The organism is Bacillus sp. FSL R9-9834, from assembly GCF_038006905.1.
Classification (GTDB): domain Bacteria; phylum Bacillota; class Bacilli; order Bacillales; family Bacillaceae_G; genus Bacillus_A; species Bacillus_A pacificus.
The window spans coordinates 692,938-708,401 of record NZ_JBBOWD010000001.1; the positions used below are offsets into that span (position 1 = coordinate 692,938).

General features: G+C 34.2%; 16 protein-coding genes. 12 read left to right on the forward strand and 4 right to left on the reverse strand.

The window, feature by feature from the left end; genetic code table 11:
* Positions 1 to 23: 23 nt before the first annotated feature.
* Positions 24 to 1,196: an MFS transporter gene (locus tag MKY00_RS03505; protein ID WP_000873248.1), complete on the reverse strand. Its 1,173-nt coding sequence runs from the start codon at positions 1,194 to 1,196 to the stop codon at positions 24 to 26.
* 225 nt (positions 1,197 to 1,421) lie between these two features.
* Between MKY00_RS03505 and bdhA the strand changes: the two genes are divergently transcribed.
* From bdhA to MKY00_RS03535, 6 genes are all read left to right on the forward strand, one after another.
* Positions 1,422 to 2,474, forward strand: coding sequence for a (R,R)-butanediol dehydrogenase (gene bdhA, locus MKY00_RS03510; RefSeq protein WP_000645822.1), 1,053 nt, complete (start codon positions 1,422 to 1,424; stop codon positions 2,472 to 2,474).
* Positions 2,475 to 2,592: 118 nt separating this feature from the next.
* Positions 2,593 to 2,937 (forward strand): potassium channel family protein, encoded by a 345-nt coding sequence (locus MKY00_RS03515; RefSeq protein ID WP_000948234.1) that lies wholly within the window; start codon positions 2,593 to 2,595, stop codon positions 2,935 to 2,937.
* Between the two features lie 253 nt (positions 2,938 to 3,190).
* Complete coding sequence (gene cerA / locus MKY00_RS03520; RefSeq protein WP_000731014.1) at positions 3,191 to 4,042, forward strand: phospholipase CerA; 852 nt, start codon at positions 3,191 to 3,193, stop codon at positions 4,040 to 4,042.
* A gap of 58 nt (positions 4,043 to 4,100) precedes the next feature.
* The gene (sph, locus tag MKY00_RS03525; RefSeq protein ID WP_155005229.1) at positions 4,101 to 5,117 is read left to right on the forward strand and encodes a sphingomyelinase C; all 1,017 of its coding nucleotides are present in this window, start codon (positions 4,101 to 4,103) and stop codon (positions 5,115 to 5,117) included.
* Positions 5,118 to 5,228: 111 nt separating this feature from the next.
* Entirely contained in the window at positions 5,229 to 6,401 is a 1,173-nt protein-coding gene (locus MKY00_RS03530; RefSeq protein WP_016716474.1) for an amino acid deaminase/aldolase, read from the forward strand.
* Entirely contained in the window at positions 6,389 to 7,702 is a 1,314-nt protein-coding gene (locus tag MKY00_RS03535) for a D-arabinono-1,4-lactone oxidase (protein WP_000948935.1), read from the forward strand. The genes MKY00_RS03530 and MKY00_RS03535 overlap by 13 nt, the downstream gene beginning before the upstream one ends.
* Positions 7,703 to 7,709: 7 nt before the next feature.
* Here MKY00_RS03535 and MKY00_RS03540 read toward each other — a convergent pair whose 3' ends face one another.
* Complete coding sequence (locus tag MKY00_RS03540; RefSeq protein WP_000127966.1) at positions 7,710 to 8,861, reverse strand: VanZ family protein; 1,152 nt, start codon at positions 8,859 to 8,861, stop codon at positions 7,710 to 7,712.
* Positions 8,862 to 9,033: 172 nt separating this feature from the next.
* On the opposite strand from MKY00_RS03540, the gene MKY00_RS03545 reads away from it, so the two are divergent.
* Positions 9,034 to 9,237 (forward strand): hypothetical protein, encoded by a 204-nt coding sequence (locus MKY00_RS03545; protein WP_001268330.1) that lies wholly within the window; start codon positions 9,034 to 9,036, stop codon positions 9,235 to 9,237.
* Positions 9,238 to 9,295: 58 nt separating this feature from the next.
* On the opposite strand, the gene MKY00_RS03550 is transcribed toward MKY00_RS03545, so the two are convergent.
* Both MKY00_RS03550 and MKY00_RS03555 read right to left on the reverse strand, forming a co-directional pair.
* Positions 9,296 to 10,108, reverse strand: a complete 813-nt coding sequence (locus tag MKY00_RS03550; protein WP_000434782.1) for an undecaprenyl-diphosphate phosphatase — start codon at positions 10,106 to 10,108, stop codon at positions 9,296 to 9,298.
* A 132-nt stretch (positions 10,109 to 10,240) separates the two neighbouring features.
* Positions 10,241 to 11,185 carry a methyl-accepting chemotaxis protein gene (locus MKY00_RS03555; RefSeq protein ID WP_000495022.1) on the reverse strand — a complete coding sequence of 315 codons (945 nt, stop codon included), beginning with the start codon at positions 11,183 to 11,185 and terminating at the stop codon, positions 10,241 to 10,243.
* 220 nt (positions 11,186 to 11,405) lie between these two features.
* Here MKY00_RS03555 and MKY00_RS03560 point away from each other — a divergent pair, with 220 nt between their 5' ends.
* The 5 genes from MKY00_RS03560 (at position 11,406) to MKY00_RS03580 (ending at position 15,445) form a co-directional block, all read left to right on the forward strand.
* Positions 11,406 to 12,680 carry a 3D domain-containing protein gene (locus tag MKY00_RS03560; RefSeq protein ID WP_016716475.1) on the forward strand — a complete coding sequence of 425 codons (1,275 nt, stop codon included), beginning with the start codon at positions 11,406 to 11,408 and terminating at the stop codon, positions 12,678 to 12,680.
* 112 nt (positions 12,681 to 12,792) lie between these two features.
* Positions 12,793 to 13,011: a helix-turn-helix transcriptional regulator gene (locus MKY00_RS03565; protein ID WP_000154007.1), complete on the forward strand. Its 219-nt coding sequence runs from the start codon at positions 12,793 to 12,795 to the stop codon at positions 13,009 to 13,011.
* The gene (locus tag MKY00_RS03570; RefSeq protein ID WP_001080035.1) at positions 13,004 to 13,477 is read left to right on the forward strand and encodes a hypothetical protein; all 474 of its coding nucleotides are present in this window, start codon (positions 13,004 to 13,006) and stop codon (positions 13,475 to 13,477) included. Before MKY00_RS03565 ends, MKY00_RS03570 begins: the two co-directional genes overlap by 8 nt.
* Before the next feature lie 116 nt (positions 13,478 to 13,593).
* On the forward strand, positions 13,594 to 14,226 hold the full coding sequence (locus MKY00_RS03575) for a class A sortase (protein WP_001041721.1): 633 nt from the start codon (positions 13,594 to 13,596) through the stop codon (positions 14,224 to 14,226).
* A 139-nt stretch (positions 14,227 to 14,365) separates the two neighbouring features.
* Positions 14,366 to 15,445: a YHYH domain-containing protein gene (locus tag MKY00_RS03580; protein ID WP_016716476.1), complete on the forward strand. Its 1,080-nt coding sequence runs from the start codon at positions 14,366 to 14,368 to the stop codon at positions 15,443 to 15,445.
* Positions 15,446 to 15,464: the final 19 nt, after the last annotated feature.

Sequence of the window (15,464 nt, forward strand, 5' to 3'; positions counted from 1 at the left end):
TTTAAAAAAAGACAATGATGGAATTATCCTATCATTGTCTTTTTTACTTTGTCTCGGCCTTTTACTTTGCTTCTGACATAAATCATTCCGGCAAATGTTAATAAGAATGCAGTTCCAATAACGAAGCTGGCGCTAGGGGATGCCCCGATTGCTCCAACTGTAAAGGATCCAGCAACAACTCCTAATGAGAAGAAAGCATAAAACAATCCAAATGCTTTTCCGCGTTTATCATCTGTCGTATTTTCAACAAGTAATGCATTTATCGATGGGAAAAGGATAGCGAATCCAATGCCATAAATCATCATAACGATAAAGAGCATGCCTTTTGTTGCAAATAATCCAAGTAAAGATAATGCTAATGCCATTACTGCAATACCAATTAACATTAGTTTTGAACGATTAAATCGATCGTAAATACGATTTGTTGGTAGTAAGAAGAAGAGGATAGCGGTAATACCGAATACACTTAACATCATGCCTGTTGTAGATGCTTTAAGCGCTAATGCCTCAACTTTCACTGGTAACATATAAGTGACAATTCCTTGTGAAAACATGAGTGTGAAAGCACCAATATATGCCTGTAATAACGGTTCTGCTTTCAATAGTTCAAACATATCTTCTTTATTCATCATTTGTGTTCTTGAAGTATCTTTTCTTGATACGTTATTTGGTAAGAAGAAGAGAGATACGATTGTACCAAGAACCATTAAAATAGAAATGGTAATGAACACCCACTCTATACCAGCAGTTGCTTTCATAATCCCGCTGAAGGCAGGTCCTACAATTGCCGCTGTTCCAACAGCAGCACCAGATAGGGCCATTGCCTTACCTTGTCTTGCTGAATTTGTTTGTTTTGATAAAAACGTAAAGGCAGCAGGAATTAAAAATCCGTCACTAAACCCATGCATAAAGCGAACAACTAATAGTTGTTCACCACTTTGAACAACGGTGTATAACAAGACTATGAAACTCGTGAGTCCCATGCTTATATAAAGTATTTTTTTTGCACCAAATTTATCGACAGCAGCGCCAGCAATAATATTACCAATCATATTAGCAAATGAATACATGCCGACAACTAGCCCAATAATAAGAGGGGATCCTCCAAGACTTTGAGCGAACGTACTCATAATAGGTAATTGTGAAAATGTATCTAGAAACGCTACGATAACAATAAAGTAAATAAAATATTTCAAGCGATATTCACCTCTCCTATGCTATTATGGCATAATGCTAATTTCAACCGCAATGAAATTGAGTTAACAGATGTGGAAAAAAGTACAAAGTGACAAAATATTGAACGTTATTTGTTAAAATTTAGTGGAAATGAGATTGTTTTTTTGAAATATATGGATAGAAGTATTATAATAGATTTGTAAACTTCACCAGGTTAAGTATATACATAGAGAGGGATGTATAAAATGAAAGCATTACTTTGGCATAATCAACGTGATGTAAGAGTAGAAGAAGTACCAGAACCAACTGTAAAACCAGGAGCAGTTAAGATTAAAGTTAAATGGTGTGGTATCTGTGGGACAGACCTGCATGAATATTTAGCAGGACCTATTTTTATTCCAACAGAAGAGCATCCATTAACACATGTAAAAGCACCGGTTATTTTAGGTCATGAGTTTAGCGGTGAGGTAGTTGAAATCGGTGAAGGCGTTACATCTCATAAAGTGGGAGACCGCGTCGTTGTAGAACCAATTTATTCTTGTGGTAAATGTGAAGCTTGTAAACATGGACATTACAATGTTTGTGAACAACTTGTTTTCCACGGTCTTGGCGGAGAAGGCGGCGGTTTCTCTGAATATACAGTAGTACCAGAAGATATGGTTCACCATATTCCAGATGAAATGACGTATGAACAAGGTGCACTTGTAGAACCAGCAGCTGTAGCAGTTCATGCAGTACGTCAAAGTAAATTAAAAGAAGGGGAAGCTGTAGCAGTATTTGGTTGTGGTCCAATTGGACTTCTTGTTATCCAAGCAGCTAAAGCAGCAGGAGCAACTCCTGTTATTGCAGTCGAGCTTTCTAAAGAACGTCAAGAGTTAGCAAAATTAGCAGGTGCGGATTACGTATTAAATCCAGCTACTCAAGATGTATTAGCAGAAATTCGTAACTTAACAAATGGTTTAGGTGTAAATGTGAGCTTTGAAGTAACAGGTGTTGAAGTAGTACTTCGTCAAGCGATTGAAAGTACAAGTTTCGAAGGACAAACTGTAATTGTTAGTGTATGGGAAAAAGACGCAACAATTACTCCGAATAACTTAGTATTAAAAGAAAAAGAAGTGGTTGGTATTTTAGGATACCGTCATATCTTCCCGGCTGTTATTAAATTAATTAGCTCTGGCCAAATTCAAGCAGAGAAATTAATTACGAAAAAAATCACAGTAGATCAAGTTGTTGAAGAAGGATTTGAAGCACTTGTAAAAGATAAAACACAAGTGAAAATTCTTGTTTCACCTAAATAATATAGAATAGTAAAAAGTAGCTCTTTTCTAGAAATAGAAGAGGGCTACTTTTTTTCTGTACAGAAAGGTGATAGACTTTCCTGTAACTACAGGTATTTTGTTTGGAAGGGGAAGTCTAATGCTTTCATTTATGTTGACATTGAAACGGATGCTAAAAGCTTGTTTACGAGCGTGGAAAGATAAAGAATTTCAAGTATTATTCGTATTAACATTTTTAACATTAACGTCTGGTACGATTTTTTATAGTACAGTTGAAGGATTACGTCCTCTTGACGCTTTATATTTTAGTGTGGTCACGTTGACGACTGTCGGTGATGCGAATTTTAGTCCGCAAACTGATTTTGGAAAGATATTTACAATCTTATACATATTTATTGGAATTGGATTAGTGTTTGGATTTATACATAAGTTGGCAGTTAATGTCCAACTGCCAAGTATATTATCGAATAGAAAAAAAGAGTAAAGCATGTGTATGCTTTACTCTTTTTTTACATTAGTTTAGATAAGCCTTAATAATAGTTTATTAAAATGAAAGTGCATTCATTCATTATATTCACTATGTATAAAGTTATAATGATATGAACATTTACATATTTTAATTTAGTGATAGAAATTTCATGAAAGGTGGGATATTCTAGTCATAGGTTAACCGGACGACATCATAGGATCCTAACAAAAAGTTTACAATAATTCGATTATAAAATGGAGGATTTCAGATGAAAAAGAAAGTACTTGCTTTAGCAGCAGCTATTACAGTAGTAGCTCCTTTACAAAGCGTTGCATTTGCTCATGAAAATGATGGGGGAAGTAAAATAAAAATAGTTCACCGCTGGTCTGCTGAAGATAAACATAAAGAAGGTGTAAATTCTCATTTATGGATTGTAAATCGTGCGATTGATATTATGTCTCGCAATACAACACTTGTAAAACAAGATCGAGTTGCACAATTAAATGAATGGCGTACGGAGTTAGAGAACGGTATTTATGCTGCTGACTATGAAAATCCTTATTATGATAATAGCACATTTGCTTCACATTTCTATGATCCAGACAATGGAAAAACATATATTCCATTTGCAAAGCAGGCAAAAGAAACTGGCGCTAAATATTTTAAATTAGCTGGTGAATCATACAAAAATAAAGATATGAAACAAGCTTTCTTCTATTTAGGATTATCTCTTCATTATTTAGGAGATGTAAACCAACCGATGCATGCGGCAAACTTTACAAATCTTTCATATCCACAAGGATTCCATTCTAAATATGAAAACTTTGTAGATACGATAAAAGATAATTATAAAGTAACGGATGGAAATGGATATTGGAACTGGAAAGGTACAAATCCAGAAGAGTGGATTCATGGAGCGGCAGTAGTAGCGAAACAAGATTACTCTGGAATTGTAAATGATAATACGAAAGATTGGTTCGTAAAAGCAGCTGTGTCACAAGAATATGCAGATAAATGGCGCGCTGAAGTTACGCCAATGACAGGTAAGCGATTAATGGATGCACAACGTGTTACTGCTGGATACATTCAGCTTTGGTTTGATACGTACGGAGATCGTTAAGTATTTAAAAAAGGTCAAATCTCACAATAGAGTATTTGACCTTTTTATTACTATACAAATGGAGGTATGGAACGTGAAAGGTAAATTGCTAAAAGGTGTACTTAGCTTTGGGATTGGTTTAGGAGTTTTATACGGAGGTTCTTCAGTGCAAGCAGATACGTCTACAGATCAAAACAACACTTTGAAAGTGATGACGCACAACGTGTATATGCTATCAACTAACTTATATCCGAACTGGGGACAAAGTCAGCGTGCCGATTTAATTGGGGCGGCAGATTATATTAAGAATCAGGATGTAGTTATATTAAATGAAGTGTTCGATAATAGCGCATCAGATCGTTTGTTAGGGAATTTGAAGAAAGAATATCCAAATCAAACAGCAGTATTAGGTCGTAGTAATGGAAATGAATGGGATAAAACGTTAGGTAGCTATTCATCTTCAACGCCTGAAGATGGAGGCGTTGCAATCGTGAGTAAATGGCCGATCGTTGAAAAGATTCAATATGTATTTGCAAAAGGATGCGGACCAGATAATTTATCAAATAAAGGGTTTGTATACACGAAAATTAAGAAAAATGATCGTTTCGTTCATGTGATTGGGACACACTTGCAGGCTGAAGATAGTATGTGTGGAAAAACTTCACCTGCATCTGTACGTACAAACCAGCTAAAAGAAATTCAAGATTTTATTGAAAATAAGAATATACCAAATGACGAGTACGTTCTATTTGGTGGTGATATGAACGTGAATAAAATAAATGCAGAGAACAATAGTGACTCAGAGTACGCATCCATGTTTAAAACATTGCATGCGTCAATTCCATCTTATACGGGACATACAGCAACTTGGGATGCAACGACAAACAGTATTGCAAAATATAATTTCCCTGATAGTCCTGCCGAGTATTTAGATTATATTATTGCAAGTAAGGACCATGCGAATCCATCATTTATAGAGAATAAAATATTACAACCAAAATCTCCACAGTGGACTGTTACATCATGGCTCAAAAAATATACGTATGATGATTATTCTGATCATTATCCAGTAGCAGCAACTATTTCTATGAAGTAGTCCTAAAAAAGTTTCTTCTTAAATAGGAAGAAACTTTTTTTATTTTGTAGAGGAGATTCCAACTTTCTTTCCAATATGTATAAGACATATAGAGAAGAGGAGAGAAAAAGTGTGGATCGAGGAATTTTTAAAGAAGTTCCATTACCTTGTGCATTTTTGGATGAAGTAGCTTTAGATAGAAATATTCAATTGATTATAGAATTAAGTGGAAATAAGAAGATTCGTATAGCGAGTAAATCGTTACGTTCTGTTCCGGTTATGCAAAAGATTTTAGCTGCAAATGATCGTTTTCAAGGTATTATGTGTTTTTCACCTAGGGAAGTTTTGTTTTTAATTGAACAAGGATTCAATGATTTATTGCTCGGATATCCTGCTTATGATGATCGAGCGTTACATGAAATAAGTTTGCTAACAAAGCAAGGGCTCATTATAACTTGTATGGTGGATTGTGAAGATCATATTGTTTATTTAGAAAAAATTGCTGAGAAGTCTAAAGGATGTTTTCGTGTTTGCTTAGATATTGATATGAGTAGTCGTTTTTTTAATTTTCATTTTGGGGTCAAAAGATCACCGGTAAGAGATGTGCAAGGTGCTTTGAAAATAGTAAAAAGGTTGAAAGAATCATCATTTTTAATACTAGATGGTGTAATGGGATATGAAGCCCAAATTGCTGGGGTAGGAGATCACATACCGAATCAACGAGTAAAAAGTAAAGTGATTTCATATTTAAAGAAGAAATCAGTGTTAGAAGTTAAAGCAAGAAGAGGACATATCGTAAAAGAAATACAAAATCTAGGTATTGAACTAAGGTTTGTAAATGGAGGAGGCACAGGAAGTATAAAAACAACTGAGCAAGATCATTCAGTTTCAGAGATTACAATAGGTTCTGCTTTCTATGCCCCGAAGCTGTTTGATTATTATAAAGAAGTACAACTTCAGCCAGCTGTCGGATTTGCTTTGCCAGTTGTGCGTAAACCAGCTCCAACAATTTATACTTGTCTAGGTGGTGGATATATTGCCTCAGGCGCAATTGGGAAGGATAAAGAACCTGAGATTTGGAGGCCAAATGGTGCCAAACTATTAGCTTTAGAAGGTGCTGGTGAGGTACAAACACCGATTTTTTATAACGGTGAGGAACGAGTAGAGATAGGAGATTCTATCTTGTTTCGCCATAGTAAAGCTGGAGAATTATGTGAGCGGTTTCCGTTTTTATATCGTGTGAAAGAGGGAGAGATTGTTGGGGAGTATTCAACATATCGGGGGGATGGCCAATGCTTTCTATAAAGGGACAAAAATGGAGAAATTGGACAGGGAATGTAGAAGGAACACCGCATTATACGATGTATCCAGAAAGTATACAAGATGTAGTAGAAGTTGTAGAGCTTGCACGAAAAGAAGGGAAGAAAATTCGCGTTGTCGGTTCAGGACACTCGTTTACCCCTCTTGTGCAGACGGAAGAAATTTTAGTCTCTTTAGATGAATTGAAGGGTATTGTGAATGTTGATGCGGAGAAGATGGTTGCCGAAGTATGGGCAGGAACAAAGTTACATGAGCTAGGGAAGTTACTTGAGGAAAAAGGTTATGCGCAAGAAAATTTAGGGGATATTGATTCGCAATCTATTGCAGGAGCGATTAGTACAGGGACTCATGGCACGGGGATTACCTTTGGAAGTTTATCAACACAAGTTATAGAGATTACCGCAGTTTTATCTACAGGTGAGAGTATAGTTTGTTCACAAACGGAGAATGTACAATATTGGAGAGCTTTTCAGTTGTCTCTTGGAATGTTAGGTATCATTGTAAAAATAAAATTGAAGGTTATTCCAGCTTATTCACTCGTTTATAAAAGTGAAAAACAGTCCTTATCTACTGTAATGAACAAGCTAGAAGAATATAAGAAGAATCGCCATTTTGAATTTTTCGTTTTTCCTTATTCAGATGAAGTGCAAGTGAAAATTACAAACGAAACAACGGGTAAAAAAAGTGATTTGAAATGGCATAAACTAAAGGTAGAGTTACTTGAAAATAAGATGTTCTCTTTGTTATCTAAAGGATGTAAATGGTTTCCTTCTATAAGTAAAGGAGTAAGTCGATTATCGGCTAAAGCTGTACCGAATACAAAAATAATTGGTCCGAGTTATGAAGTATTTGCTACATCGCGTGCGGTTCCATTTTATGAAATGGAGTATAGTGTTCCTTCAAAGTATATGCAGGTCGTTGTAGAAGAAATTTCAAACCTTATTGAAAAGAAAAAGTATAAAGTACACTTCCCAATTGAATGCCGTTATGTGAAAAGGGATGACATATGGCTCAGTCCAGCGTATGGAAGAGATTCTGCGTATATAGCTGTTCATATGTATAAAGGTATGAAGTATGCTGCTTATTTTGGTGAGGTGGAGAAAATTTTTCTAAAATATGAAGGACGCCCGCATTGGGGGAAAATGCATACGTTAACGTATGAAAAATTACAAAATATATATCCAGAATTGCATTCGTTTCTAAAGGTGAGGAAATTATTAGATGAAGCAGAAATGTTTTCAAACCCTTACACAGAAAAGTTATTTACGATTATGAAAAAAAGCTGACAAAGTATTACTTGTCAGCTTTTTTTAGTACGATCGCATTTTTTGTTTGACTAATTCGCTCGTAAAATAGTAACTTATCACGACTAAATACATGTAATAAAACATGAATAATAAATAGACCGTTAATTACGAGTTGGAATAATAATATAACTACTAATACTAAAGGTTCTTTAAGATTTAAGATAGAGCTACTAGAAAGAATATAATTGATTCCACCTAAAACGAAATAGAATATACCATAACGGATGAATAGTTCCTTCAACGTAATACGATCTGATTTTCCTTTCACGTAAATACGAAGCAACGCTTTACCAATTGTCTTTCCATTCGTAAAGTATGGAATGATAATAAAGTAAATAAAGATCGAACACGTTATGAAAATGAGTTCGTATATGTTCGTGTAAGATTGAATATTAGAAATAAAGAAAGAATTTCCTTTGTTTTTAATGACAGGTACAACGATGGATAAGAAAATCCAATCAATTTGCATCGCGATAAGGCGACGAACAAATCCGACTGGTTTCGTTTCCAAATTAATATGACTATCTAATTCGTTTGCTTTCGGAAGGAAGTACGTAAATATTGGTGCAATGATAAAGCCGATTACGCCGCCTAATGTATTTAAAAACAGATCGTCTATATCAAATAAGCGGTACGCACAATTGTATATACCGTATAGTCCAGTCACTTGTGTTAGCTCGAAAAAGAGTGAAAGACAAAAAGAAATACAAATTGTTTGTAAGAAACTACGTCGGAAATAATAACGTAAGTAAATACCGAATGGAACGGTTAATAGAACGTTAAATGCTACTTGTAAAAACGCAGATTCTTTTAATAGGTAGAAATAAGTAGCTGGTTTCGTTAAAATTGCCGAAGTATGATTACTAATTTCTTGTATGAAATAAAATGGTGATAGTTGCATGTGCTGCGTATTAGCCGGTTGTAGGCTACAAGTATCATATGTTTGTGGTAACGGCAAAATCACAAGAAAATAGGCATTTAATAAGTAAAGTAATAATGAGTACAAAATAAATGAACGCCATTTATTTAAATAACCGTACTTTCGGTAGTTAAATATTAAAAAAGGTATTAAGAGGAACATTGCTAAAATAGGAAATAAAATAAATGCTGTTTTTATTGGAAATATATATGCAGTCAAAATGAAGCTCCTTTCAATGAAAATTCGTTTATCATTATAACGTTAAAAGAACCTTAAAACAAAATTAAAATATTTCGAAATAGAAAAAATTACAAATTTCAATGGAATTAAGTTATACTAAATTTAATATAATGATATTATGATTATTATAAGTTGAGAGAGGGTACAAAATATGCGATATGAGCTTTTTTCTGTAAGTGGGGATCATATTACAACTTTTGAAAGTGCATGGCGTTTTCAAGAGGGAGAACAGATTTTTGTTCATGATGATCAAATAAAACGAAATTTTATTATTATCCGCCTAACGCATGATGTATTTCAACAAAATAAACATGTTATTCGTTTGTATTGTCAAGAAAAGAAAGTATATGCATAAAAAAACGAGTCGTTCTAGTGTAATAGAATGACTCGCTTTTTGATTTGTAAGTTTCACCTTATAAGAAAATAAGAGTAAGTACACCTACGATAATGCAATAGAAAGAGAAATATTTTAAATTTCCTTTTGCCATAATGTTCATAAACCATTTTAATGAAATATACGTCATGATAAATGTTGCGATAAATGCAACGATATATGGTACGAATAGTGTATCTAGATTTGGATCTTTTGCAATGTCTGTAATACTTAGTAATAAACCACCTAAGCTAACAGGGATATATAGTAAGAATGAGAAACGAAGAGCCGTTTCTTGCTTCATACCAAGTAACATCGCAGCTACGATTGTTGCACCTGATCGGCTTATTCCAGGAATTAGTGCGCAAGCTTGTGCTAATCCGACGATAATTGCGTCTTTCATAGAAAGATCGCCATCATTTTTACGTCCACGCAAGTTTCTAATAATCCAAAGTCCGACAGCGGTAATAAGAAGGGAAATCCCAACCATTTTCACACCTTTTAAGTACTGATCGATGTAATCTTTAAATAAAACACCAATAACACCTGCTGGAATGGTCGCAATAACAAGGTAAATAATAAAGAAGAAATCTGATTTTGCATCTTCTGCTCTTGTAAATATATAAGATAGACCATTCTTTGTTAGACGAATTAAATCATTTCTATAAATAAGTAATACAGCTAATAATGAAGCTGAATTAACAAGTAGTTCAAAGCTAAACCCCTCTATTTTTAGTCCTAGCAAATGCTGTGCCAAAACGAGGTGACCGCTTGAAGAAATCGGAATCGGTTCTGTTAGTCCTTGGAACAGACCAAGAATTAAATATTTTAAAATGTAGTAAAATTGTTCCATAATAACCTCCTTGTTTAATAGTCGAAAGAAACAACTTGTCCATTATAACAAAGATACGGCTCAATATTGAGAAGAAATAAATATTCGAAATATAATAAAAATCCCTCATAACAGTATAAGGGATTTTTACTATTAATGAGAAACTACTGTTTCTTCAAGACTTTTTGTTAATTGAACATCGACTTTCTCAGCATCATGAATGTGATTCATAATGGTAGTATTTAACTTTTGGAACATTTGTTGTGTATTAGCGAATTCTCGTAATATATCATCATTACAAGTCTTTTGGTTTTCAATAGCTTTAATAACATTTGTAGCACCGTTTTGTAACGTTTGAATCATAATTAAAATATTTTCGATTCTAGCGTTTGTATCGGCACTCATTTCTACACCTTCATCGACTAAATGCAAATTATCTTTTGTATTATCGTATGCTTTTTCAATTTCTTCTTGAATTTTTTTCGTTAAGTTGCCGATGTTTTTTGTACTTTCAGCGGTACTTTCTGCTAGTTTTCTTACTTCATTGGCAACGACAGCGAATCCTTTACCGTGCTCTCCAGCACGAGCAGCTTCAATACTTGCATTTAAAGCAAGTAAATTTGTTTGTGCTGCAATGTTTTGGATGACTTCTACAATTTGCTCAATTTCTTTTGAGCGTTCACTTAAATGATTCATACTATTAGACGTGCGCTGGGATTGTTCACCTAATTTATTAATTACAATAAGTAAACGATGAACAGATTCTTTTCCTTCGTTAGAACAATCAATAATTTCTTCAATAGATTGAATTAAGCTTTGTTCTTTTTGTAGCATTTCGTTATTCAATTCATTGGAATGTGTAGTACGTGTTGAAACATTTTCGAAACATGAGCTTAATTGTTGAACTAAATTTTGAAGTGTATTGTGCTGGTTATTTACAAGTTGATGCTCTTGAACAACGCTTTGTACACGATCGTGGATAGAAGAAATAGTCTCTTGTTGTTCAATATCCTTTTGTTTTAATTCTGCTTCTAGTTCTTGTATACGACTTTCTAATTGATCAATTTTATGTTGGAGTGATTTCTTTTGAGTAAACATAGATTTATTTCAACCGCCTTTAGAAGTTATATTTTCTCTATATTTGGATTTTAGCATCTTTTATAATTTTTAAATATAGGAATTGTTAAATATTTAAGAATCTATTACATTTTATGCATAATTCCCTTTTTTTCGTCATGAAAAATAAACTGTATTTAATGGTATTGTAAACAAACTGTAAAATAAATCATGTATAACTGTATAAGAAGGGAGTCGGATTATGAACTATTTTAAGCGAATCAGTAGTCTAGTATTAGCAGGCATTATCGGTCTATCTAGTACAGTCGCTGTTAAAGCAGAGTCAAACGACGAGAAACTTAACAACATGCAACAGCAATTGCAGCAAAACGATGCAGAAATGCAAAAGAAAGAGCAAGAGAAGCAAGCTGTTAGTAAAGAAATTCAAGGTATCGAAAACGAACTACATAATTTAAATAATACAATTGCAAAAAATAAAGAGGATCAAGCTGCTATTCAACGTAAAATCGATGAAACACATAAGCAGATTGAACAAAAAAAGAACGAAATTGTCGTTTTAGAGGATAAAGTCCTTGCTCGTAAGGATATTATGAGAAAACGTATGGTTTCTGTTCAAAACAGTTCAAATACAAGTTTAGTAGTAGAAGTTGTAGTAGAGTCAAAGAACTTTGCAGACTTCTTACAACGTATGAACGCAGTTTCTACTATTCTAGAAGCTGATAAAGAAATTCTACGTCTACAAGAACAAGATCTTCGTCAAATTGAAGAAGATAAGAAAACAATTGACGAGAAAGAAGCATCTTTAGTAGTAGACAAACAAAAATTAGCAAAAGCACAAGCTGAACTGCAAGATAACTTGAAAAAGCGTCAAGCTAACTTACAAACAGTTCAAGCTAAATATAATCAGGTTGCAAGCCAACTTAATTTAGCAGCAGAAGAAAAAGCTAAAATCGAATCAAACATGAAAGCAGTACAAGAAACAATTGCTCGTGAGCAAGAAGCAGCAAGAATTGCAGCGGAAGAGCGTGCGAAAGCAGAAGCAGCTGCAAAAGCTGAGCAAGAAGCTTTAGCGAAAGCGCAAGCGGAAATTGCTGAAAAGCAAAAGCAGGAAAAAGCTAGTAAACCAGCGGAACCTGTTGCTAATAATAATTCGAAGGTAGAACCTGTACAACCACCTAAACCAGCTGCTGGTGGAAAAGAATTTTATGTACATGCTACAGCTTATACAGCAGATCCAGGTGAAAATGGCTATGGACCAGGTCAACAAGTATATTCTGCATGGGGACCAGGTGGTAAACCTTATAATTTAACTGCAAATCCAGGAATGAAATTAATTGCGGTGGATCCATCTGTTATTCCATTAGGATCTACTGTAAATGTTGAAGGCTATGGAATTGCAATTGCCGCAGACACTGGTGGCGCGATTAAAGGTCACAAAATTGATGTTTTAATGCCTGATAAAGCTTCATCTAGTAATTGGGGCAGAAAAAATGTTAAAGTTACAATTTTAAACTAATGCGTAATCCAACTTTACAATATGTAAAGTTGGATTTTTTTGTAAAAATAATGTTAAGTTGAGTTTACATTTTGTTAAGGATAGCATACAATGGTGGTGAGAGGTGGTAAATTTGACCATTTTAAATAGAGTGAAGGAATTAAGAGCTCGGTTTAATTTTTCGCAAAGTGTATTAGCAGAAAAGGTTGGAGTGACGAGACAAACAATCGCGGCAATTGAAAAAGGGGATTATGTTCCTTCATTATTATTAGCGCTTATGATTTGCGATGTATTTCAGTTAAAGATGGAAGATGTGTTTGTTTTAAATAAGGAGGGGGAAGAAGATGAATAGAATTGTTGCTTCGTATATTATAAATTTATTTTACAGTGTATTGGCATGCTGGGCATTCGTAGAGTTTTATGATTTTTATATACAGTTTGCTGATATTATTAAAAATGAAAGTTTACCATCTAAAATAACAATGAGTTTGACACCTGTTGTATTAATATTTATTGTAGCTATCATATTAGCGTATTTTAAAAGATTGCATAAAAAGAAATATAACAAATCATCATTGCGATTATATCCTTTATTATTTCCCCAAGAGGATGAACGGGAGAAGGATATTACAGATAAAGCATGCCGTACAACATTTGTATCATTATGGTTTGTATTACCTTGTGCACTAGGATTATTAATATTTACACCTGTAGCAAATTTATATATTTCGGCATACCCTTTATATGTTGTGTATTTGATTTATTTAATTCAAATGACAGTATTCCACATATCTCTATACAGAAATAAATTAGCTTAAAAAGAAACCTTCTTGCCAATGCAAGAAGGTTTCTTTTCAGCTTACACTTGTACATATAGCAATATTATCTTATCATTTTATATAGAGTAAGATTTTGTAACGGAAAGGAATTGTATATGAATAAGCAAAGAATTTATAGTATAGTAGCAATCCTCCTATTTGTTGTAGGTGGTGTATTAATCGGCAAGCCATTTTATGATGGATATCAAGCTGAAAAGAAGCAGACTGAAAATGTACAGGCTGTCCAAAAGATGGACTATGAAAAACATGAGACGGAATTTGTAGATGCTTCGAAAATTAATCAACCAGATTTGGCAGAAGTAGCGAACGCATCTTTAGATAAGAAACAAGTAATTGGTCGTATTTCGATTCCAAGTGTTTCATTAGAACTTCCTGTTTTAAAGTCTTCTACTGAGAAAAACCTATTATCAGGTGCAGCAACAGTAAAAGAAAATCAAGTGATGGGAAAAGGGAATTATGCATTAGCAGGACATAACATGTCTAAAAAGGGTGTTTTATTTAGTGATATAGCTTCTCTAAAAAAAGGCGATAAAATTTATTTATATGATAATGAAAATGAATATGAATATGCGGTTACAGGTGTATCTGAAGTAACTCCTGATAAGTGGGAAGTTGTTGAAGATCATGGGAAAGATGAAATCACGCTTATTACATGTGTATCTGTTAAGGATAATTCTAAGCGTTACGTTGTTGCTGGTGATTTAGTAGGAACGAAGGCGAAGAAATAAAAAAGAAGGTCAACTCTCTAAAGAGTTGACCTTCTTTTTTACTAATGTTGAGAAATAATAGAATATTTTTGTTGGTATTTAAGTATTTTTCTATTTATGTATAATAAAGTTAGAATTCAAGATTTTGGGAGGAACAAGAGTGAAACAACAGGTGAAGAAACTTCTTTTAACAACAAGTGTAGCGTTATTGGTAGCTCCAATTTCAGCCTATGCGCATCCAGGACGTACAGATGCTAATGGGGGACATACGTGTCGTACAAATTGTGAAAAATGGGGATTGCAGTACGGGGAATATCATTATCACAATAAACCAGCTTCTAGTAGTGGTGCAACAAGTCCAGCTCCTAGTCAAAATAATAATGGTGCTGTAGAAGCTGAAAGACAAGCGGAAGCGCAGCGTAAAGTTGAAGAAGAGAGACAGCGTGTAGCGGAGGAACAAAGAAAGGCAGAGGAAGAGAGACAACGTGTAGCTGAAGAGCAAAGAAAAGCAGAAGAGGCACGTAAACGAGAGGAAGCACAGCGTCAAGCTGATATGGAAAAAGGGCAGCTTGAGGGACAAAAAAGTGGAGAGACTGATTTTAAAGCAGGGAAAAATGATGTGGAATCACATTTAGCTGGGAAATCAGATACATATAAAGAAGCATTCAAAACTGCTTATGCTGCATCTTGGTCTTTAGAAGAGCAGAAGAAAACGCATTTTGAAAAAGGAAAAGAGCAAGGTTTAGCACAAGAGACGATGGAAGATAGTCAAATTGCTCCAGAGTTTAAGCCAAACTTTGCAGAAGGTTTCCAAGTAGGGAATAAAGAAAGAACAGAAAAAATTGAAAAAGAGCAAGCTGAACTAGGGGAAAAGGCAGGTAAGGAACTAGCTGGAAAGAACCCTGGAAATAGAGAGAAAGATGTGTACGTGAAGGCGTATGAAACAGCGTATGAAAAGGGTTATAAGTCTACAAAAAAAGCAGTAGAAAAGGCTGGCTATAAGTATGCATTTGAAAACTATGATTTGAAAGTTCCTGCTAAGTATGAAAAGAATGAATCGTTAAAGAAATGGTTCATTGAAGGATTTAAATCAAATGAAAAAGCAGCGGAAATTAGAGAAGAAGGATATAAAAAAGGAGACAGTTGGCTTGCATTCTTCTACAAGAACTTTGTACCAAGTGAATATAAAGAGCATAAAGAGTTATACGAACAAGCGATAGAAAAAGGTAAGAATGCATAAAAAGATGAGGGAAATCCCT